A 19,346-nucleotide genomic window follows, 5' to 3' on the forward strand; every position below is an offset into this window, starting at 1 on the left:
GTACCATCATGCAGCAACTATTAGGCATTCTCATCGTTTTAGGTAGCGTGTTCGGCGGCTTCTTCATGATGGGCGGGGTGTTCCATCAGATCTGGCAGCCGATCGAGCTGTTCGTCATCGCCGGCGCCGGCCTGGGCGCGATCGTCATCGGCAATCCGCCGCACGTGCTCAAGGAGATGATGACGCAGCTGAAGAAGATCGTGGTGCGCAAGAAATACGATTCCGAGTTCCAGCGCCAGTTGCTGCTGCTGATGTACGAACTGCTGCAACTGGCCGCCGGCGGCCTGAAGGCGCTGGACGCGCACGTCGAGGCGCCCAAGGACAGCCCGCTGTTCCAGCGCTATCCGCTGGTGCTGGAGGAGCCCAAGCTGCTCGCCTTCATCGTCGACAACTTCCGCCTGATGGCCATGGGCAAGATCAACGCGCACGAGCTGGAAGGCGTGCTGGAGCAGGAACTGGAAGCCATCCACGAGGAACTGAACCAGCCGGCCAAGTCGATCGGCAAGATCGGCGAGGCGATGCCGGGCTTCGGCATTCTGGCCGCCGTGCTGGGCATCGTGATCACCATGAACACCGTGTCCGAGGGCGCGACCTCGGGCGAGATCGCCGAGCACGTCGGCGCGGCCATGGTCGGCACCTTCATCGGCATTTTCCTGTGCTACGGCGTGCTGGACCCGATCGCCAACGTGATGAAGCAGTTGGTCAACCAGGAGGCCTCGAACAAGGAGTGCGTGAAGGTGGTGCTGGTGACGCACGTGGCCGGCAAACCGCCGCTGCTGGCGATCGACGCCGGCCGCCGCCTGGTGCCGTTGAACATCAAGCCGAGCTTCGCCCAGCTGGAACGCTGGATCACCGAGCTGGAAGGCGGCGACAGCGAGCCGGAAACCACGTCGCGCCGTGGAGGTGGCCGTGCAAAAGCCGCATAGCAAGGAACACGAACAGACCATCGTCAAGCGCGGCGGCGGCAAGCACGCGCACGACGATCACGGCGGCGCCTGGAAGGTGGCGTTCGCCGACTTCTGCCTGGCGCTGATGTGTTTGTTCCTGGTGCTGTGGCTGATGGCGGCCCGCAACACCGAGAGCCTGCAACACATCCTGACCGAGGCCGACGGCAACAAGACCGACCAGGGCAAGGGCGTCATGCCCGAGCAGGTGGGCGGCCCGCGCGGCAGCCTGATCGAACGCTTCCCGATGCCGCGCACCGGCAAGACCGACGCGCCCGGCACCGCCCTGGCCAGCGGCGCCGACACGCCGGAGATCCAGGACGCCAAGGTCAGCTACGAGACCCCGGGCGATCTGCAAAAGCTGTCCAAGGCGCTGGCCAAGATGAGCGTGGACGCCGGCCTGGCCAGCAACCTGGAATCCGTGGTCACGCCCTACGGCCTGCGCGTGATGCTGCACGACACCGACAAGCAAGGCATGTTCGTGCGCGGCAGCGCGGTGCCGACCGACCGCTTCCGCGACCTGCTGCGCAAGATGGGGCCCTTGTTCCAACGGATGAAAAACCAGATGCTGATCGTCGGCCACACCGACGCCACGCAGTACGCCGACACCGGCTATTTCGCCTATTCGAACTGGACGCTGTCGTCCAACCGGGCGATGGCGGCGCGCTCCATGCTGCTGTCCGGCGGCATGCGCAAGGACAGCGTGCTGCAGGTGGTGGGCATGGCCGACCGCGCGCCGATGGACACCCAGCGCGCCGACGCCGGCGTCAACCGCCGCATCGAGCTGCTGATCCTGACCAGCGGCCAGGCGCAGGCGGTGGCGGCCATGTTCGGCATGCCTGGCAACAGCCACGGCCTGGGCGATATCGACACGGCAACACCTGACGCGGAATCGCTACAGAAGTTGCGCAACAAGCTAGGGCCGGAAGGCAAATACGGGACGGGCCGCGATGCAAATTGATTTTAAAGATGCCCGCAGGCATAAGGCGGGTTAAGATGAGCGTTTCGAAGAGCAGAGGTCAGCGTATGAGAATCTCCAGCGGAATCGCGGACGGCATGGCCGTCCAGCGCGTCGCCGAGCCGGTCGCCGGCGCGGCGCCAGCCCCGGCCGCGCCGGCCGCGGCGCAGTCGGCGGGACTGCAATCGGCCGTGCTGCAGCCGGCCTTGGCGGCCATGAAGGACATGCCGGAAATCGACCACGACAAGGTGGCCCAGTTGCGCGACGCGCTGGCCAAGGGCGAACTGCCGTTCGACGCCAACAAGCTCGCCGGCCTGATCCAGCGCTTCCACGGGAGCGATCAGTGAACACGGCGGTGGCGGCGACCGGCGCGGCGGCGAACCCCGCGACGCGCCAGGAAGCCATGCAACAATTCCTGCAAGGGGTGGCGGCCGACACGGAAGCCTACCAGGCCCTGCTCGACTTGCTGGAACAGCAATTCCACGCGGCGCTGCGCCACCAGAGCGCGCGCCTGGGCGAGGTGGCCGAGGCGGTTTCCGCGCTGGCCGACACGCTGGAACTGCGGCGCCGGCAGCGCGTGGCGCTGGCCACCCAGCTGGCCGGGCCGGACGCCACCATGGCGCAAGTCTACGCCCTGCTCAAGCCGGAGCTGCGCGCGCGCCTGGAACAGGATTGGCGCCGCCTGGAAACCATGGTGACCGAATGCAAACGCCTCGGCAAGCGCAATAGCGACCTGCTGGTGGACCAGTACACCATCATGCAGCGCGTGCTGCACGGTGAAGACCAGATCTATGAACCCGTTTAATTTGCAGCGGGCCACCGCCGCGACCCCGTCCACCGCGGCCACCGCCAGCAATATGCGCCCGGCGGCGGCCACGCAGGGCATGGGCGGCGGCTTCGGCTCGGCCTTCAGCCAGGTGCAGCGCGACGTCTCGGCCTTCATCGCCCAGGGCGGCGGCATGTCCGCCGGCGGCGGCGCCAGCCCGCCCACCCTGTCGTCGCAAACGGCCAGCTCGATCGCGCTGGCGCTGCAGGCCCGCGCGGCCGGCGGCACCGACGGCAGCGGCGCCATCGCCGACGCCGCGACCGCCTCCCCCACGGAATCCCAGCAGCAATTCCTGGACAGCATCAAGCCCTGGGCCGCGGCCGCCGCCAAGCGCCTGGGCGTGGCGCCGGAACTGGTGGCCGCCCACGCGGCGCTGGAGTCCGGCTGGGGCAAGCACCCGGTCGGCAACAACCTGTTCGGCATCAAGGCCGGCGCCCAGTGGCAGGGCGAAACCGCCTCCTCCGCCACCACCGAATACACGCAGGGCGTGGCCATGAAAAAGGTCGAACGCTTCCGCAGCTATCCGGACCAGGCCAGCGGCTTCGACGACTACGCGGATTTATTGATCGACAACCCGCGCTACCAGCAGGCGCTCAACACGGGCAGCGACGCCAAGGCCTTCGCGCAAGGCCTGGTGCGCGGCGGCTACGCCACCGACCCGGCCTACGCCGCCAAGCTGGCGGCCACGGCGGCGCGGCTGCAGGCGATGCGGGTTCAGCCGGGCGATTGAATCGAAATGGGCATGTCGGCCGGTTCGACCAGGCCCGCCCCCGTCACGCGCGCGCGGATCACGTGGCCATGGACATTGCGCACCCGCACCAGCGCGCCGCGCGCGCCGGTGTCGAGCGCCTCGCCCGCCATGCTGACCTCGATCTGTTCGCGTCGCGCCACGATGCGCACCGCGTCGCCGCGTTTAACCAGGGGCATCGCCACCAGCATGTTCTGCCTTAACACTTCGCCATTGCGCAGCGAGCGCCGCGCCGACATGCCCTCCAGGGCCGCCAGGTCCGACACGGTCTCGGTGAGCGTCGAGATGTCGGTGCGCCGCAGCGCCACGTCGGCCGCCGCCACCGCCCGCCCGGCCGGGATGTCGGCCGCCAGCACCGCCACGTTGGCCGTGATTTTCGCGCGCACCACGAAGTCGTACCGCCAGCCCTCGGCCCCCGGGCACACCGCCACCAGCCGCACGCGGCTGGGCTGGCGCAGCTCCGGCGTCTCCACCGTCACCGCCTGCCCGCAGGGTGGAATCGGGCGCGCGCCGCGCACCGCGGCCAGCTCGAACACCGGATCGGACCAGCCTGCCGTTTCGGCATGCCTCTCCAACAAGGTTCGCGCCGTTTGTTCCACCCGCGCCACAGTCTGCTCGGCTGTCGAGGCCGCCGCACTAAAATCTGGCACGGCAACAACCATTGCGGCTGCGAACGGAGTTAGAATTCGTTTGTTGAACATGGGCAATTACCTTTATGATGAGGGCCGTGGCGAACACCGACCACACGGCTGACATTTTACATGGGCGACTGCGTTTCCAGAGGAGGATGGGCATGGGTATCAATTTCAAGGACGCGATCGGCGTGCACGCCGACGCGCTCCATTTGCGGGCGGACCGCACGCGCATCCTGGCGACCAATATCGCCAACGAGAACACGCCCGGCTACCAGTCGCGCGACATGGATTTCGCCGCCACGCTGGCGCAGACCCAGGCCGGCGCGGCCGGCGAGCCCCAGCTCGAGGGCGACGGCGACGCGCTGTACCGCGTGCCCTTCCATCCGACCCGCGACGGCAACACCGTCGAGATCGGCGTCGAGCAGGCCGCGTTCTCGCAGAACGCGAGCGAATTCCAGACCAGCCTGACCTTCATCAACATGAAGCTCAAGGGCCTGGCCAAAGCCATCAGCGGCCAATAAGCGGCAGAAGAAAGCACACCATGGGCTTCAAAGACATTTCCCAGATCGCCGGATCGGCCATGGCGGCGCAGACCGTGCGCCTGAACACCGTGGCCAGCAACCTGGCCAACGCCGACTCCGTGGCCGGCAGCGAAAACGAAACCTACCGCGCGCGCAAGCCGGTGTTCGCCACCGTGATGCAGACCGGCGACAACGCCGACGCGGGCGGCCGCGTCCAGGTGCTGGACGTGGTGCAGAGCAGCGAACCGCTGCGCAAGGTGTACGACCCGGGCAACCCGCTGGCCAGCGCCGAGGGCTGGGTGTTCTACCCCAACGTCAACCAGGTGGCCGAGATGACCGACATGATGTCGGCCTCGCGCGCCTTCGAAACCAACGTGGAAGTGCTGGGCCGCATCCGTTCCATGCAGCAGTCCCTATTGAAACTCGGCGAAGGCTAAGCCATGCAAACCAATCTGTTCACCAATACCAACGGCGCGGCCGCCACCAACGCCAGCGGCAACGTGCTGGCCTCGGGCAGCGAGACCTCGACCATGTTCACCAAGCTGCTGGTGGCGCAGATCCAGAATCAGGATCCGCTCGAGCCCAGCGACCCCAGCCAGTTCGTCGCCCAGCTGACCCAGCTGTCGCAGACCGAGGCGCTGCAAAAGCTGTCGACCCTGACCAGCACCAACGCCACCGTGCTGCAGGGCATGCAGGCGCTGGCCCTGGGCGCGCAGGTGGGCTCGGAAATGTCGGTCGCCACCGACCAGGTCAGCCTGACGAGCGGCACGCCCGCCCGCGGCGAGTTCACGCTGGGTTCGAACAGCAGCGTCACCACGCTGGTGCTGACCGGCGTCGACGGCGTCGAGCACAAGGTCAACCTGGGCATGCGGTCGGCCGGCGCGGTGCCGTTCGCGCTGGACCCGGCGGCCCTGGGCCTGCCGACCGGCAATTACAAGATGCGCGTCGAGACCAGCACGCAGGAAAACCCGCCGCTGGACATCGTCGGCCGCCTCAACAGCGTGCGCCTGGGTTCGGGCGGCGCCATCGTCTTGAATGTATCGAATGTCGGCGAGGTGTCGCCTAGCGCCATCACCGCCTTTAACGGCAAAACAACTGTTGCCAGCAACTAAGTAGCCTAGCGCTCACTCTCGCCACCCTTGAAAGGACTCTCAACATGAGCTTAGATATCGCATTGTCTGGCATTCAGGCCATCAACGACCAACTGGGGACCATCTCCAACAACATCGCCAACGCCGGCACCTTCGGCTTCAAGGCCAGCCGCGCCAACTTCGCCTCGCAATACTCCGGCGACCAGGCCAGCGGCACCCGCATCGGCTCCGTCACCCAGACCATCGGCACCGTCGGCAGCACGCTGCAGACCGGCCGCGGCCTGGACGCCGCCATCAACGGCCGCGGCTTCTTCGTGGTCAAGGACGGCAGCAACGCGCCCTCCTTCACCCGCGTCGGCATTTTCGATTCCGACAACGCCGGCTTCCTGGTCGACCAGAGCGGCCGCCGCGTGCAGGGCTTCGCGCAGCTGCCGGGCTCGACCGTGCTGGGCCCGCTGGGCGACCTGAGCCTGCCGAGCGGCCAGATTCCCGCCGTCGCCAGCACCGAACTGTCCTATCTGAGCAATTTCTCGGCCGACTGGAAGGCGCCGGACCCGGCCGTCAACCCCTTCGTGCCGCCCGATCCCGTCGCCGTGCCGGCCACCACCCCCGACCCCAGCTCGTACAACATGTCGCGCGTGTCGGTGGTCTACGATTCGCAGGGCAACCAGCACAGCGTGACCCAGTATTTCGTCAAGGCCGCCGCCCCCAACACGGTTGAAGTGCACTTTGCCATCGACGGCAAAGGCGCTCCCCTTGCCGGCATCCCGATGGCCACCCTGCATTTCGACGCCAACGGCAAGATCCTGGACGTGAACGGCGGCGACCCCCTGCTGCCGAAGACGCTCGCGGTGACGTTCCAGCCCTCCGTGCTGGACACCACCAACGGCGCCAGCGACATGAACATCACCATCGACTACAGCGGCAGCACACACTCGGCCGGCGAGGCGACCACCTCGGTGAACAAGGCCGATGGCTACGCGGCCGGCAACTTCTCCGGCGTGGAACTGGCCGGCGACGGCTCGGTGGTGGCCAAGTACACCAACGGCGAGCGCATGACCGTGGGCAAGGTCGCGGTGGCGACCTTCGCTTCGGAAAGCCAGTTGACCTCGATCAGCGACACCAGCTGGCAGGCCAACCTGGATTCGGGCACGCCGCTGTACACCACGCCAGGCACGGGCCTGGCCGGCTCGCTGACCACCTCCGCGCTGGAACAGTCGAACGTGGACGTGACCACCGAACTGGTGGGCCTGATGGTTTCCCAGCGCAACTACCAGGCCAACTCCAAGGTCATCCAGACCGAGAGCGCGGTGCTGCAGTCCCTGATGCAGGCGATGTAAGGACGGCCTGAACCATGGATGCATTGATCTACACCGCCATGAGCGGAGCCGAACGGGCTCTGCGCGGGCAACAGGTGCACGCCAACAACCTGGCCAACATCGACACCAACGGCTTCCGCGCGACGATGGAGCTGTCCACCTCGCGCGCGCTGGGCGGCTACGGCTACGACGACCGCCACATGTCGGAGATGCAGGCCAACACCGTGATGGACCGCACCGGCACGCTGAAAAGCACCGGCCGCGACCTCGACGTCGCCATCAACGGCGAGGGCTACTTCGCGGTGCAGCCGCCGGGTGGCGGCGAGGCCTACACCCGCGCCGGCGCCATCACGCTGGACGCGGACGGCACCATGACCGTCAACGGCCGCCCGCTGCTGGGCGAAGGCGGCCCGATCCGCCTGCCGCAGCACACGCGGGTGGAGATCGGCAGCAACGGCACGGTCTCGATCCAGACCCCGGGCACGGCCGACATGCAGGTGGTCGACAAGCTCAAGCTGGTCAAGGCCGAGGGCGCCGAACTGACCAAGAACGCCGCCGGCCTGCTGGTGGCGCGCGACAACCAGGCGCTGGCGGCCGACAACACCGTGGCGGTGCAGGCCGGCCACCTCGAGGGCAGCAATGTCTCGGCGGTGGAGGAGATGGTCGCCACCATGAGCTTGAACCGCACCTTCGACGTCCAAATGAAACTGTTCAAGGCCAACGACGCGATGGCCGAGGCAGGCAACCGCCTGATCGGCGGCTGAGCCACAAACCCAAGGAGCAACCATGAATCCCGCAATGTGGATCAGCAAGACCGGCATCCAGGCGCAAGACGCCAAGCTGCAAGCCATCGCCAACAACCTGGCCAACGCCAACACCGTCGGCTTCAAGCGCGACCGCGTGGCCTTCGAGGACCTGTTCTACTCGATCGACCAGCAGCCGGGCACGCAGCGCGCCGACAACAACACGCTGTCGCCGTCCGGCGTGCAGCTGGGCAACGGCACCCACCTGGTGGGCACGCACAAGATCTTCACCAACGGCAATATCCAGAACACCAGCAACGCGCTGGACGTGGCCATCAACGGCAACGGCTTCCTGCAGGTGCGCCGTCCCAACGGCGAGGCGGCCTACACCCGCGCCGGCCAGCTGCAGCTGGACGCCAACGGCACCATCGTCAACAGCTCCGGCCTGCCGCTGGTGCCGCAGATCACCGTGCCGGTCACCGCCACCGCCATCACCATCGCGGAAAACGGCGTGGTCTCGGCCACCATGCCCAACACCGCCACGCCGGCCGTGATCGGCCAGCTGACCTTGACCGGCTTCATCAACCCGGCCGGCCTGCAGGCGCTGGGCGAGAACCTGTTCGCCGAGACCGCCGCCAGCGGCGCGCCGACCGAGGGCAATCCCGGCACCGACCAGTTCGGCAAGCTGCGCCAGGGCGCCCTCGAGGGCTCCAACGTGCAGGTGGTCGAGGAGATGGTCGACATGATCGCGGCCCAGCGCACCTACGAGATGAACACCAAGGTGCTGACGGCGGCCGAGAACATGCTGCAATACCTGGCACAGGCGGCGCGCTGATGAAAACCGCCCTGCCCGTCCTGGCCGTGCTGCTGCTGGGCGGCTGCGCCGCCATCCAGCCGCCGGCCGTCCGGCCGGGATCGTTCGACGAGGCGCCCACGCTGGCGCGCTCGGCCGCCCCGCGCGGCAGCTCCGGCGGCGTCTACGCCGTCGACGCCGGCCTGTCGCTGACCTCGGACAGCCGCGCCTTCCGCGTCGGCGACGTGGTCACCGTGGTGCTGGAGGAAACCACCCAGGCCTCGAAGAGCGCCGGCACCTCCTTCAGCAAGGAGGCCAGCGTGGCGGTCACCCCGCCCAGCCTGCTGGGCAAGACCTTCGCCAAGGCCGGCGTGAACCTGGGCGCCAACCGCTCCTTCGAGGGCGACGCCACCAGCACCCAGCAGAACGCGCTGACCGGCGCGGTCACCGCCATCGTGCAGGAAGTCATGCCCAACGGCCTGCTGCGCCTGGCCGGCGAAAAGGTGCTGACGCTGAACCAGGGCGAGGAGTTCGTGCGCCTGCGCGGCTACGTGCGCGCGGCCGACATCGACGCCGAGAACCGCGTCTCGTCGCTGCGCATCGCCAACGCCCGCATCGCCTATTCGGGCCAGGGCTCGCTGGCGGACGCCAACACGCCGGGCTGGCTGGTGCGCTTCTTCACCGGCCCCCTGATGCCGTTTTAAGCCAGCCGTTTTTCGCGTCGCTCGCATGTTCTTATCTGTTCTCGCCGTTTTAACACCGCCGCCGTTCCGCCGCTTCCGCCGTCCCGAGGTCTTGCCATGAAACTCCGCCTGTTGTCCCTGCTCACCGCCGCCCCCCTGCTGCTGGCCTGCGCCCTGCCGGTCCAGGCCGCGCAAACGCTGCGCAACCTGGTCAGCATCGAGGGCGTGCGCGAAAACCCGCTGGTCGGCTACGGCCTGGTGGTGGGCCTGAACGGCAGCGGCGACTCGACCCAGGTCAAGTTCTCCAGCCAGTCCGTGATCAACATGCTCAAGCAGTTCGGCGTCAAGGTGCCGGACGGCACCGACGCCAAGAGCAAGAACGTGGCCACCGTCATGGTCAGCGCCGTGTTCCCGCCCGGCTACCGCCGCGGCCAGGCGATCGACATCACGGTCTCCTCGCTGGGCGACGCGAAAAGCCTGCGCGGCGGCGCCCTGCTGCTGACGCCGCTGCGCGCGGCCGACAACGAGGTCTACGCGCTAGCCCAGGGCAATATGGTGGTCGGCGGCCTGTCGGCGGCCGGCAAGAGCGGCTCGTCCGTCACCGTCAACACCCCGACCTCCGGACGCATCCCGAACGGCGCCATCATCGAGCGCGAGATCGTCAGCGACTTCGCCACCAAGCCCTCGGTGCGGCTGTCGCTGCGCCACCCCCATTTCCAGACCGCGACCAACATCGTGGAATCGATCAACAAGCGCTTCGGCGACATCGCCACCACCAGCGACGGCACCAGCGTGGAAGTGACGGCGCCGGAAAACCCGACCCAGCGCGTGGCCTTCATGGCCAAGCTGGAATCGCTGTCCATCGACGTCGGCGACGAGAACCCGAAGGTGGTGTTCAACTCCCGCACCGGCACCGTGGTGATCGCCGACGGCCTGCGCGTGAAGTCGGCCGCCGTCACCCACGGCTCGATCAAGGTGGTGATCACCGAGAGCACCAAGACCAGCCAGCCCAACGCCTTCAGCCAGGGCGGCACCACGCAGCAGTCGGCGCAGTCCCAGGTCAGCGTGGACCAGGGCTCGGGCCAGATGTTCAACTGGCCGGCCGGCGCCAAGCTGCAAACCATCATCGACACCATCAACAGCCTGGGCGCCTCGCCGGACGACATCATGGCCATCCTGCAGGCGCTGGACCAGGCCGGCGCCATCGAGGGCGAACTGGTCGTCATATAACTAGAGGAACGCCATGGACCGCTTCGCCCCCATCCCGCAGCGCCAGCTCGCGCTGGGCAAACAGGAAGACAAGCTCGCGCCGGTGGCCGGCAACGCCGGCGGCGCCGAGGCGCCGGCCGACACCGATCCGGCCAGCGCGGCCTACCGCGCCAAGGCCGCCGAGGCCGCCGTCAAGTTCGAATCTTTCTTCATTGGCAAGATGCTCAACCAGATGCGCTCGGCCAACCGGCAACTGGCCGGCGACGGCGAGGACGGCCACCGCGACAGCATCAACGACGACATGCTGGACATGGCCGACAACCTGGTGGCCGACCAGCTGGCCGGGCGCCACGCCTTCGGCGTGGCCGACGCCATCTTGCGTCAACTCCTCCCCACCGCGGCGCCCGCCGCGCCGCCCGCCCTGCCCGGCGGCGGCATGCCGCTGCCTTCTAGCACAAAATCTCGCTCTTCGATTTAATCGGCGCGCGAAAGCGGTCGCCTTTACACTGTAACGGGCGGATGGATGCGAAATTGCAAGCCGCCTGATGCCTTTCTGGAAAGATTCGCCCCATGAGCTTCATCAACAATGCCCTGTCCGGCGCCGTCGCAGCGCAAACCGCGCTGACCGCGACCAGCCAGAATATTGCAAATCTGCAAACCAAAGGCTACACGCGCCAGGGCGCGCTGTTGACGGCGGCGGCGCCCGGCATTTCCAGCAAGGCGCCCGGCATGGGCGTCGAGGTGTCCGGCCTGATGCGCTTCAGCGACTCCTACAAGACCCAGCAGATGTGGCGCGCCGCGTCCGAGCAGGGCCAGTACAGCCAGTCCCAGCCCTACCTGTCGCAGCTGGAACGGGTGATGGGCGACGACCAGTCCAGCCTGAGCAGCGGCATCGACGAATTCTTCAAGGCCCTGAACGCGGCCGGCGTGGAACCCAACTCCACCCCGCTGCGCCAGCAGGTGGTGACGGCGGCCAATTCCATGTCGCAGCACTTCAACAGCATCTACAACGTGGTCGCCAACCAGGAATTGTCGGTGAACCAGCAGCGCGGCGCCATGCTGCCGGCGCTGAACGCCGACCTCGCCAATATCGCCCGCCTGAACCAGCGCATCATCGGCGCGCAGGCGGTGGGCACCAACGTCTCCACGCTGATCGACGAGCGCGACCTGGCGCTCGACGCGCTGGCGTCCAAGGTGGCGATCGAGGTGATCGAACAGCCGGACGGCGCGCGCAACGTGGCGCTGCGCACCGGCCAGCCGCTGGTGGTGGGCACCCAGTCCAGCTCGCTGACCTTCGAAACCGCCAGCGGCGAGGCCGTGCTGGCGCTGAGCTTCGGCGGCACCCGCTTCGTGCTGGAGGACACCAAGCTGGGCGGCCAGATGGGCGGCCTGAGCGACTATGTCGCCAACACGCTGAAGCCGCTGCAGCAGTCCATCATCGACACCGCCGAGCAGATGTCGGCCATGATCAACACCCAGCTGCAGGCCGGCTTCGACGCGGCCGGCAACCCGGGCGGCCCGCTGTTCACCTTCGACGCCGCCAGCACCACCGGCATGCTGCAGATCAACCCCTCGTTCAAGGCCAGCGACCTGGCGTTCTCCGCCGACGGCACGCCGGGCGACAGCGCCAACCTGCAGGCCCTGATCGGCATCAAGACCCGGACCGTGAACCTGGGCTCGATCGGCCCCGTGCTGCTGGGCGACGCCGACACGCAACTGGTCGGCAAGCTGGGCATCGACAGCCAGCAGAACCAGGCGCTGCTCAAGACCGCCACCACCATCCGCCAGCAGGCCGAGGACGACTGGAAGTCGACCAGCGGCGTGAACCAGGACGAGGAGGCCGTGGCCCTGATGGAGTTCCAGCAAATGTACCAGGCGAACATGAAGGCGCTCGCCGTGGCCAATTCCCTCTTCGACGCCACCCTGGCGATGTTCAACTAGGAACCACCATGCGTATCGCCACTTCCCAGTTCCAGGCCTCGATGAACCGGTCGCTGAACACCAACCAGGAGCAGATCTCCAAGCTGACCGCGCAGATGGCGTCGGGCTCGCGCATCCAGGTGCCGTCCGACGACCCGGTCAACAACGTGCGCATCTCGCGCCTGAACCGCGAGGAGGCCATCCTCGGCCAGCACCGCGCCAACATCGACGCCGTCAAGATCCGCCTGCAAAAGAACGAAACCTATCTGACCAGCGTGGTCGGCGACATCAACCAGGTGCGCGACCTGATGGTCTGGGCGCTGGACGGCGGCGGCACCCAGCCGGACGACCTGCAGTCCATGGTGCAATCGCTGGAATCGCTGCGCGACAGCATGCTGTACAGCGCCAACGTGAAGGACGCCGAGGGCCGCTACGTGTTCTCCGGCACCTTGACCGACACCCCCGCCATCACCTTCGATGAAAGCGCGGCGCCCGGTTCGCGCTACAGCTACACCGGCAACAACAACAAGCAGCAAGTGGTGGTCGGCAACGGCATCGCGCAGACCGCCAACGTCGACGTGCAGGGCCTGGAAACCTATCTGAACCGGATCGACGCCGTGCTCGGCGGACTGGAGACCGACGGCGTCTCGTCCAACGACCCGGCCATGCGCGAGCTGCTGAAGGACGCGCTGACCGGCTCGGACACGGCGATGAGCTTGATTTCCGGCAAGATCGCCGAGTTCGGCGGCGCCCAGAACATCCTCAGCACGCTGGCCGACAACCACGGCAACGTCAGCCTGTCGAACCAGATGGCGATGACAGACCTGGGCAAGCTGGACTACGGTCTGGCCGCCACCGAACTGAATGGCTACAATATCGCGTTACAATCCACTTACAAGGCCTATGCCAAGGTAAGCAACCTGTCACTGTTCAACGTTCTGTAAACTCGCATGCAAATCGCCCAGCGCTCCAGCACCACAGGACTTGCCCCCAACGGGACGGGCAAGTCCGGCACCGCCGGCAAGGTCGACGAGACCGGCCAGGCGGCGCAGGCTGGCGCGCCCGAGGCGGCCGCCGCCCCTTCCGCCGCCGCGCCGGTGCCGCGCCGCGGCGTCAGCAACTGGGACCAGCCGCTGCAGCGCGACATCTCCGGGGCGCAGCAGGCGGTCGACTTCCTCGAGCAAAGCGCGGCCCAGCTGCGGGCCCTGAAGGCGGAACTGAGTTCCAGGCTGGCGAGCCGCGCCGGCCGCGACGGCCAGCTGGAGGCGCGCGTGCGACAGTTCAGCGATACCTGGCGCAACCGCGCCGAAGCGTCCGGCGGCACGCTGGACAACCAGCTCTCCTACAGCAGCGAGAATTCGGTGCAGCGCTTCAAGGTGCGCGGCATGAACATGGCCAACCTGCGCCACGGCGCGCGCGAGACGCTGGCCATCGCGGTCGGCAACGGCGCCCAGGGCCTGCGTTCGGTGCAGCTGGAGCCGGGCCTGTCGGACGAGGAGATCGTGCAGCGCTTCAACCAGGCGCTGGCGCCGGTGAACGTCGCCGTCGGCCTGGGCGACAACGGCGAGCTGGAGTTCGCCACCCCCGAATCCGAATGGGCCAATGTGCGCGACACGCTGGCCGTGCAGGGCGGCGGCATCCGCTTCCCGACCGGGCAGCTGAACCGCCTGCGCACCGAGCCGGAACCGGCCGCCATCACGCCCGAGGCGTGGCAGACCAGCGACGTGGAGGCCATCCGCGCCACGCTGAACCAGGTGATCCAGGCGCTGAACCACGTGGAGGCGGCGCTGTCCAAGGTCAACCTGGCGCTCAACGACGCCAGCCAGCGCGCCACCCAGGCCATGCCGCAGGTGAGCGCGGCCGGCATGGACCTGGCCGCCCAGAACTTCGTGTCGGCCTCCAGCGAGAGCAGCTACGCCTCCCTGCTGAGCCTGACCTCGGCGCTGACCGGCATCAACCGCGACCGCGTGATGGCCCTGCTCGGCCTGCGTTAAGCGCCCGCCGCGGACCCGATGGGTCCGCCCCTCCCCACGCTTTACTTGTCCTACGGCAGGCGCGGCAAGCCGTTGCGCGCCATGGCGGCGAACTTGTTCGCCTGCACCGCGTGCGCGAACACATAGCCCTGCGCGTAGTCGCAGCCGGCGGCCGCCAGCAGCGCCTGCTGCGCGCGCGTCTCCACCCCCTCCGCCACCACTTTCAGCCCCAGCTTGTGGGCCATCACGATCAGCGCCTCGCACAGCGCCAGGTCGCCGGAATCGCCCACCATGTCGCGCACGAAGCTGCGGTCTATCTTGATGAAGTCGATGTCGAAATTGCGCAGGTGCGCCAGCGAGCCGTAGCCGGTGCCGAAATCGTCCAGCGCCACCTGCAGGCCCATGGCGCGGTAGCTGCGCAGGCGCTCCAGCACCTGGCTGTCCTGGTTCATCAGGATGCCCTCGGTGATGTCGACCACGATCGAGCGCGGCGCCAGCTGCAGCTGGTCCACGTAGTCCATCCAGCCGGCGGCCGCGTCGCCGCGGAACTGCGCCGGCGACTGGTTCACGCTGACCTGGAACGGCCGTCCCAGCTCGCGCTGCCACAGCTGGACCTGCTCGGCGGCGCGCCGGAACACCCAGTCGCCGATCTCGACGAACAGGCCGCTGGCCTCGGCGCAGGCGATGAAATCCTGCGGGTGCAGCAGGCCGCGCTGCGGGTGGCGCCAGCGCAGCAGCGCCTCGGCGCGCTCTATCATGCCGGTGCCCAGGTTGACGATGGGCTGGTAGTACAGCTCGAACTGGTCCCCGGCCAGCGCGCAGCGCAGGTCGGCCGTCAGTTGCTGGCGCAGCTGCGCGGCCTGCTGCAAGTCCGGCGTGAAGTAGTTGTAGCGGTTGCGCCCGGCGCTCTTGGCCGCGTACATGGCCTGGTCGGCGTGGCGCAGCAGCTCGTCCGCCTCGGAGGCGTCCGACGGGTAGAAGGCGATGCCCACGCTGGCCGACACGTGGCCGCTGTCGCCGGCCAGTTCGAACGGGCGGGCCAGCGCGGCGATGATGTGCTGGGCCACCCGCTCCGCGCTGGACACGTGGTCCAGCCCGGACACGATGACGACGAACTCGTCGCCGCCCAGCCGCGCCAGCGTGTCGGAGGCGCGCACGCAGGCCGTGATGCGGGCGGCGGCCTCCACCAGCAGCGCGTCGCCCTGCTCGTGGCCGAACTTGTCGTTGATCTGCTTGAACTGGTCCAGGTCGATGAACAGCAGCGCCAGCAGCAATCCCTCGCGCCTGGCCTTCTTCATCTCGTGCGCCAGCCTGTCGTGCAGCATGTGGCGGTTGGGCAGCCCGGTCAACGCGTCGAAATTGGCCTGGCGCCAGATCAGCTCGGACGACTGCCGGCTGGCCGTGATGTCGGTCACCAGCGCCAGCGCGCCCAGGTAGACGCCGTCGTTGTCGAAGATGGGGTTGGTGGCCAGCGTGGTCCACAGCTCCTTGCCGTCCTTGCGCATGAACTTGAACTCGTGGCGCTCGGCGATACCCTGCTGGCGGCGCGCGATGTTGCGCTCCATGATGGCGCGGCCCTCGTCGTCCATGAAGGCCACCAGCGGCTGGTCCAGCATTTCCTCGATCGCATAGCCCAGCATCTGCGCCATTTTCGGGTTGACGAAGGAGGTGCGGGCCCTGCTGTCGATTTCCCAGATGCCCTCCTCCGCGCTGTGCACGATGCGGCGGAAGCGTTCCTCGCTGCGCTCGAGCGCGGACTGCTTGCCCTCGGCCAGTTCCAGCATCACGCGGCAGGCCTGGCCACTGCCGTCGGCGCTGGCGCGCAAGGTGACGGGGAAGCCCTGCTCGCCGGGCCGGCCGCGCGTCATCTGCAGGTCGCAGCGCAGCGGCGTGGCGCTGTTGAGGGCGTTGCGCACGAAGACGTCGAAGTCCGGCAGGAAGCGCGCGGCGATGAAGTGGCGGAACTGCGCCTTGCCCGGATTTTCCCGCGCCAGCCCCAGCAGGTCCGCGCCCACCAGGTTCATCTGCAGCACCGTGGTGTCGAAGGCCAGCACGTAGTAGCCCACCGGCGCCAGCAGGTAGATATCGTTGAAATAAGCTTGTTCCTGCTCGTGGCGCAGGCGCTCGGGATTGAGCGCGTAGTCCGCCATGCCCGGCGCGTCGAGCGCGGAAGCGGCGAACGGGGCCAATGGCGCGTCATCCCCCAGGACGGTGTCCAGCACATGGGGGGCGAAAAAAGCTGTAGCGTGCAGGTCCTTGTCCATCACACCCCTAAGTCTTGCGTTGTCCTGATCAATTCTAGACTAGTATGCGCCCCCTGGCCCGCCGCGTGTACACGGAAACAACACTTTAGCGGGCGTGCGCCCGGTTCAGGCGGCGCTCGGCGCGGCGCTGCAGCGCCTCGAAGGCCAGGCTCATCGCCCAGTAGAGGGCGGCCGCCGCCAGGTACAGCGGCAAGGGCTGGAAGGTGGTGGCGATGACCTCCTTGGTCGACAGCATCAACTCGGTGAGGGTGATGACGGACACCAGCGAAGTGTCCTTGATCAGGCTGATCAGGGTGTTGCTCATGCCGGGCACCGCCACCCGCAGCGCCTGCGGCAGCACGATGTGGCGCAGCGTCTGGAAATAGCCCATGCCCAGGCTGTAGCTGGCCCACCACTGGCCGCGCGCCACGCTGAGGATGGCGCCGCGCAGGCTTTCGGACAGGTAGGCGCCGGCGTTCAGGCTGAGCGCCAGGATGCCCGCCGTCACCGGCGTGAACTCGACGCCGACGCTGGGCAGGCCGTAATAGATGACGAACATCTGCACCAGCAGCGGCGTGCCGCGCATCACGCTCACGTAAAGCGCGGCCGGCCACGCCAGCGCGCGCCACGGCAGGATGCGCAGCACGGCGGTGGGAAAGCCCAGCAGCAGCCCGCCCAGCATGGCCGACACCGCGAACACCAGCGTGTAGCCGGCGCCGGTCAGCATGGCCGGCGCGGCCTCCCGCAACAGGGCCAGCAACTCCACTAGGGCGCCTTGCTGACGTCCGCGCCGAACCACTTCACCGAAATCGCCTTCAGGCTGCCGTCGTCGGCGGCGTCGGCCAGCGCCTTGTTCAGCGCGGCCTTGAACTCGGGATTGCCCTTCTTGAACGGGATGCCCATGCGCTCGACCGCGCCGACCTTGGCGCCGGCCTTGATCGGCAGGTCCGTGGTCTTCAGCAGGTAGGCCGTCATCAGGCTGTCGTTGAGCGCGGCGTCGACCCGGCCGACCGCCAGGTCGCGCAGGTTTTCCGGCGCCGCCGGGTAGCTGCGCACGTCGATGCCGGGCACCGCCTTGGCCTGCTGCTCGTACACGCTGCCCTGGCCCACGCCCAGCTTCTTGCCCTTGAGGTCGGCCAGCGCCTTGTACTGCGCCGTCTCGTCCTTGCGCACGATCAGCTGCGGCGCCGAATAGATGTAGGGGACGGAAAAGTCGAAGGCCTGCTCGCGCTTGGGATTGATGCCCACCTGGGCGACGATCACGTCGTACTTGCCGCTGGCCAGCCCGGCCAGGATGCTGGCCCACTCGGTGGTGACGAATTCCGGCTTCAGGCCCAGCTTCGCGGCCAGCAGCCTGGCCACGTCCACGTCGTAGCCGGCCAGCTCGCCGGTTTTCTGGTCCTTGTAGTTGAACGGGGGATAAGTACCCTCCATCGCCACTTTCAGGGTGCCGCGCGCCTTCGCGGTGGCCAGCAGGTCGGCGGCCGACGCGTGCAGCGCGGCGCAGGCCAGCAGCGCCGCCGCGGCCAGCTTCAAGGGTGTACGCATCTGGACCGTCCTCAAATTGTGGTTAATAACGGCGGCGCTGGCCGCGCCCGAAATCATGCCCCGCCACCAGGATGGAGCTGGCGATCAGGCCGCTCAGCCCGATGATCAGCTGCACCAGCTTGTCGTCCGGCAGCACCCACAGCGCGCCGGCCGGCGGCTCGACCCGCGCCACCGCCACGATCAGCGGCGACACCCACTCGGCCTCGGACGACACGTCCAGCAGCACCGCGCCGTCCTGCGTGGTCTGCATGTAAATCTCGCCGCCCTCGGCCAGGTTGAAGCACACGCCGTAGCCGGTCTCGTTGGGACCGATATGCTCCTTCAGCGCGAGGTTGTGCTCCTCTATCCACAGCTCGACGTCGGCCGGGGTTTCCAGCGCCGTCCACGGCACCGGGCGGAAGCGCGGGCGCTCATTCATCACATCCTGCATGGGTTTCCTGTCGGTAAAACCAATCGAATCCGACAGTGTACAACATCACCCTTTCCAGGTGCGCTTCAGGCCGGTGTCCGCGTGGATCCAGCCGCCGCGCGGCCCGGCGCGGTAATAAAAGCCCACGCCGCCCTGGCGGAAACTGCGCACCAGCCCGCCCAGCACCTCCTCGTTCAAGTGCGCGATGCGCACGTCCGCCGCGCGGCCCTGGATGTGCAGCGACTGGCGCGCGGCCGGCACGCCCTCCTCGATCAGCCGCTTGTTCGACGCCGGCGTGCGGTAGCCGGACAGGATCTCGACCGGGCTCTCGATGCCGTAGCGCGCCACGAAGGCCTGCGCGCCCCACAGCGTTTCCAGCAGCTTGGGGTCGATGGGCGCGGTTTCCTTGCCGTTCACGTCGCGCAGCAGGTGGCACAGTTCCTGGTAGGCCGAGTCGATCATCTCGCCGTCGCGCCAGTACAGCAGCCTGGCCTTCTCGCCGCTGGCCGGCCGCGTCACGCTGATGGTGCGCGGCTTGAGCCAGAATTCCAGGTCCAGCGCCTGGGCGTCGAAGATGTCCGGCGGCGGCTCGATGTCGACCTCCGGCGCGGGCGCGCGCGGCGTGTTCTGCGCCAGCACGGTGGGCGCCCTGGGGCGGGGATTGCGCGCCACCGTCTCGGCGCGCGCGGCGCAGCCGATCAGCGGCGCGGCGATGAAACCGGCGGCCGCCAGGGCCGATCCGGTCTGTAAGAAGTCTCTGCGCGTTACCATAGCAATTCCGTT

Annotated in this window: 23 protein-coding genes; 17 read left to right on the forward strand and 6 right to left on the reverse strand. The window is 67.8% G+C overall.

Annotated elements, in window-relative coordinates; translation table 11 throughout:
* Positions 1-8 precede the first annotated feature (8 nt).
* The 5 genes from motA (at position 9) to BM436_RS09110 (ending at position 3,458) form a co-directional block, all read left to right on the forward strand.
* On the forward strand, positions 9-926 hold the full coding sequence (gene motA, locus BM436_RS09090; RefSeq protein ID WP_093555183.1) for a flagellar motor stator protein MotA: 918 nt from the start codon (positions 9-11) through the stop codon (positions 924-926).
* A complete protein-coding gene (locus BM436_RS09095; RefSeq protein ID WP_093555241.1) occupies positions 910-1,905 on the forward strand; it encodes a flagellar motor protein MotB in 996 nt (331 codons plus the stop codon). Before motA ends, BM436_RS09095 begins: the two co-directional genes overlap by 17 nt.
* 65 nt (positions 1,906-1,970) lie before the next feature.
* The gene (gene flgM, locus BM436_RS09100) at positions 1,971-2,249 is read left to right on the forward strand and encodes a flagellar biosynthesis anti-sigma factor FlgM (RefSeq protein WP_093555184.1); all 279 of its coding nucleotides are present in this window, start codon (positions 1,971-1,973) and stop codon (positions 2,247-2,249) included.
* A complete protein-coding gene (gene flgN / locus BM436_RS09105) occupies positions 2,246-2,707 on the forward strand; it encodes a flagellar export chaperone FlgN (RefSeq protein WP_229489702.1) in 462 nt (153 codons plus the stop codon). Before flgM ends, flgN begins: the two co-directional genes overlap by 4 nt.
* Entirely contained in the window at positions 2,694-3,458 is a 765-nt protein-coding gene (locus tag BM436_RS09110) for a glycoside hydrolase family 73 protein (protein WP_093555185.1), read from the forward strand. The genes flgN and BM436_RS09110 overlap by 14 nt, the downstream gene beginning before the upstream one ends.
* On the opposite strand, the gene flgA is transcribed toward BM436_RS09110, so the two are convergent.
* On the reverse strand, positions 3,443-4,054 hold the full coding sequence (flgA, locus tag BM436_RS09115) for a flagellar basal body P-ring formation chaperone FlgA (RefSeq protein WP_229489712.1): 612 nt from the start codon (positions 4,052-4,054) through the stop codon (positions 3,443-3,445). The two genes, BM436_RS09110 and flgA, sit on opposite strands and share 16 nt — an antisense overlap.
* A gap of 215 nt (positions 4,055-4,269) precedes the next feature.
* Here flgA and flgB point away from each other — a divergent pair, with 215 nt between their 5' ends.
* From flgB to BM436_RS09175, 12 genes are all read left to right on the forward strand, one after another.
* Complete coding sequence (gene flgB, locus BM436_RS09120) at positions 4,270-4,632, forward strand: flagellar basal body rod protein FlgB (protein WP_093555187.1); 363 nt, start codon at positions 4,270-4,272, stop codon at positions 4,630-4,632.
* A gap of 20 nt (positions 4,633-4,652) precedes the next feature.
* Positions 4,653-5,069 (forward strand): flagellar basal body rod protein FlgC, encoded by a 417-nt coding sequence (gene flgC, locus BM436_RS09125; protein ID WP_093555188.1) that lies wholly within the window; start codon positions 4,653-4,655, stop codon positions 5,067-5,069.
* A 3-nt stretch (positions 5,070-5,072) separates the two neighbouring features.
* Positions 5,073-5,744, forward strand: a complete 672-nt coding sequence (locus tag BM436_RS09130) for a flagellar hook capping FlgD N-terminal domain-containing protein (protein WP_093555189.1) — start codon at positions 5,073-5,075, stop codon at positions 5,742-5,744.
* Between the two features lie 44 nt (positions 5,745-5,788).
* On the forward strand, positions 5,789-7,063 hold the full coding sequence (locus BM436_RS09135; protein WP_093555190.1) for a flagellar hook protein FlgE: 1,275 nt from the start codon (positions 5,789-5,791) through the stop codon (positions 7,061-7,063).
* Between the two features lie 14 nt (positions 7,064-7,077).
* On the forward strand, positions 7,078-7,806 hold the full coding sequence (locus BM436_RS09140; RefSeq protein ID WP_093555191.1) for a flagellar basal body rod protein FlgF: 729 nt from the start codon (positions 7,078-7,080) through the stop codon (positions 7,804-7,806).
* Positions 7,807-7,828: 22 nt separating this feature from the next.
* Positions 7,829-8,620, forward strand: coding sequence for a flagellar basal-body rod protein FlgG (gene flgG / locus BM436_RS09145; RefSeq protein WP_177307070.1), 792 nt, complete (start codon positions 7,829-7,831; stop codon positions 8,618-8,620).
* Entirely contained in the window at positions 8,620-9,282 is a 663-nt protein-coding gene (flgH, locus tag BM436_RS09150; RefSeq protein WP_093555193.1) for a flagellar basal body L-ring protein FlgH, read from the forward strand. The genes flgG and flgH overlap by 1 nt, the downstream gene beginning before the upstream one ends.
* Before the next feature lie 96 nt (positions 9,283-9,378).
* Positions 9,379-10,491 carry a flagellar basal body P-ring protein FlgI gene (locus BM436_RS09155; protein WP_093555194.1) on the forward strand — a complete coding sequence of 371 codons (1,113 nt, stop codon included), beginning with the start codon at positions 9,379-9,381 and terminating at the stop codon, positions 10,489-10,491.
* Between the two features lie 13 nt (positions 10,492-10,504).
* Positions 10,505-10,948 (forward strand): hypothetical protein, encoded by a 444-nt coding sequence (locus tag BM436_RS09160; protein WP_093555195.1) that lies wholly within the window; start codon positions 10,505-10,507, stop codon positions 10,946-10,948.
* A gap of 92 nt (positions 10,949-11,040) precedes the next feature.
* Positions 11,041-12,411, forward strand: a complete 1,371-nt coding sequence (gene flgK / locus BM436_RS09165) for a flagellar hook-associated protein FlgK (RefSeq protein ID WP_093555196.1) — start codon at positions 11,041-11,043, stop codon at positions 12,409-12,411.
* 8 nt (positions 12,412-12,419) lie between these two features.
* Positions 12,420-13,334, forward strand: a complete 915-nt coding sequence (flgL, locus tag BM436_RS09170) for a flagellar hook-associated protein FlgL (protein ID WP_093555197.1) — start codon at positions 12,420-12,422, stop codon at positions 13,332-13,334.
* Positions 13,335-13,340: 6 nt separating this feature from the next.
* Positions 13,341-14,384 carry a hypothetical protein gene (locus BM436_RS09175; protein WP_229489715.1) on the forward strand — a complete coding sequence of 348 codons (1,044 nt, stop codon included), beginning with the start codon at positions 13,341-13,343 and terminating at the stop codon, positions 14,382-14,384.
* Positions 14,385-14,434: 50 nt separating this feature from the next.
* On the opposite strand, the gene BM436_RS09180 is transcribed toward BM436_RS09175, so the two are convergent.
* From BM436_RS09180 to BM436_RS09200, 5 genes are all read right to left on the reverse strand, one after another.
* Positions 14,435-16,627: a putative bifunctional diguanylate cyclase/phosphodiesterase gene (locus BM436_RS09180; RefSeq protein WP_307664877.1), complete on the reverse strand. Its 2,193-nt coding sequence runs from the start codon at positions 16,625-16,627 to the stop codon at positions 14,435-14,437.
* Between the two features lie 85 nt (positions 16,628-16,712).
* The gene (locus BM436_RS09185) at positions 16,713-17,372 is read right to left on the reverse strand and encodes an amino acid ABC transporter permease (RefSeq protein WP_177307072.1); all 660 of its coding nucleotides are present in this window, start codon (positions 17,370-17,372) and stop codon (positions 16,713-16,715) included.
* A complete protein-coding gene (locus tag BM436_RS09190; RefSeq protein WP_093555198.1) occupies positions 17,372-18,154 on the reverse strand; it encodes a transporter substrate-binding domain-containing protein in 783 nt (260 codons plus the stop codon). Before BM436_RS09190 ends, BM436_RS09185 begins: the two co-directional genes overlap by 1 nt.
* Before the next feature lie 22 nt (positions 18,155-18,176).
* Positions 18,177-18,584: a hypothetical protein gene (locus BM436_RS09195; protein ID WP_093555199.1), complete on the reverse strand. Its 408-nt coding sequence runs from the start codon at positions 18,582-18,584 to the stop codon at positions 18,177-18,179.
* A 45-nt stretch (positions 18,585-18,629) separates the two neighbouring features.
* Positions 18,630-19,334: a YcbK family protein gene (locus BM436_RS09200; protein WP_093555200.1), complete on the reverse strand. Its 705-nt coding sequence runs from the start codon at positions 19,332-19,334 to the stop codon at positions 18,630-18,632.
* Between the last annotated feature and the right edge of the window lie 12 nt (positions 19,335-19,346).

This window comes from Pseudoduganella namucuonensis, assembly GCF_900116645.1.
In the GTDB taxonomy this organism is placed as follows: domain Bacteria; phylum Pseudomonadota; class Gammaproteobacteria; order Burkholderiales; family Burkholderiaceae_D; genus Rugamonas; species Rugamonas namucuonensis.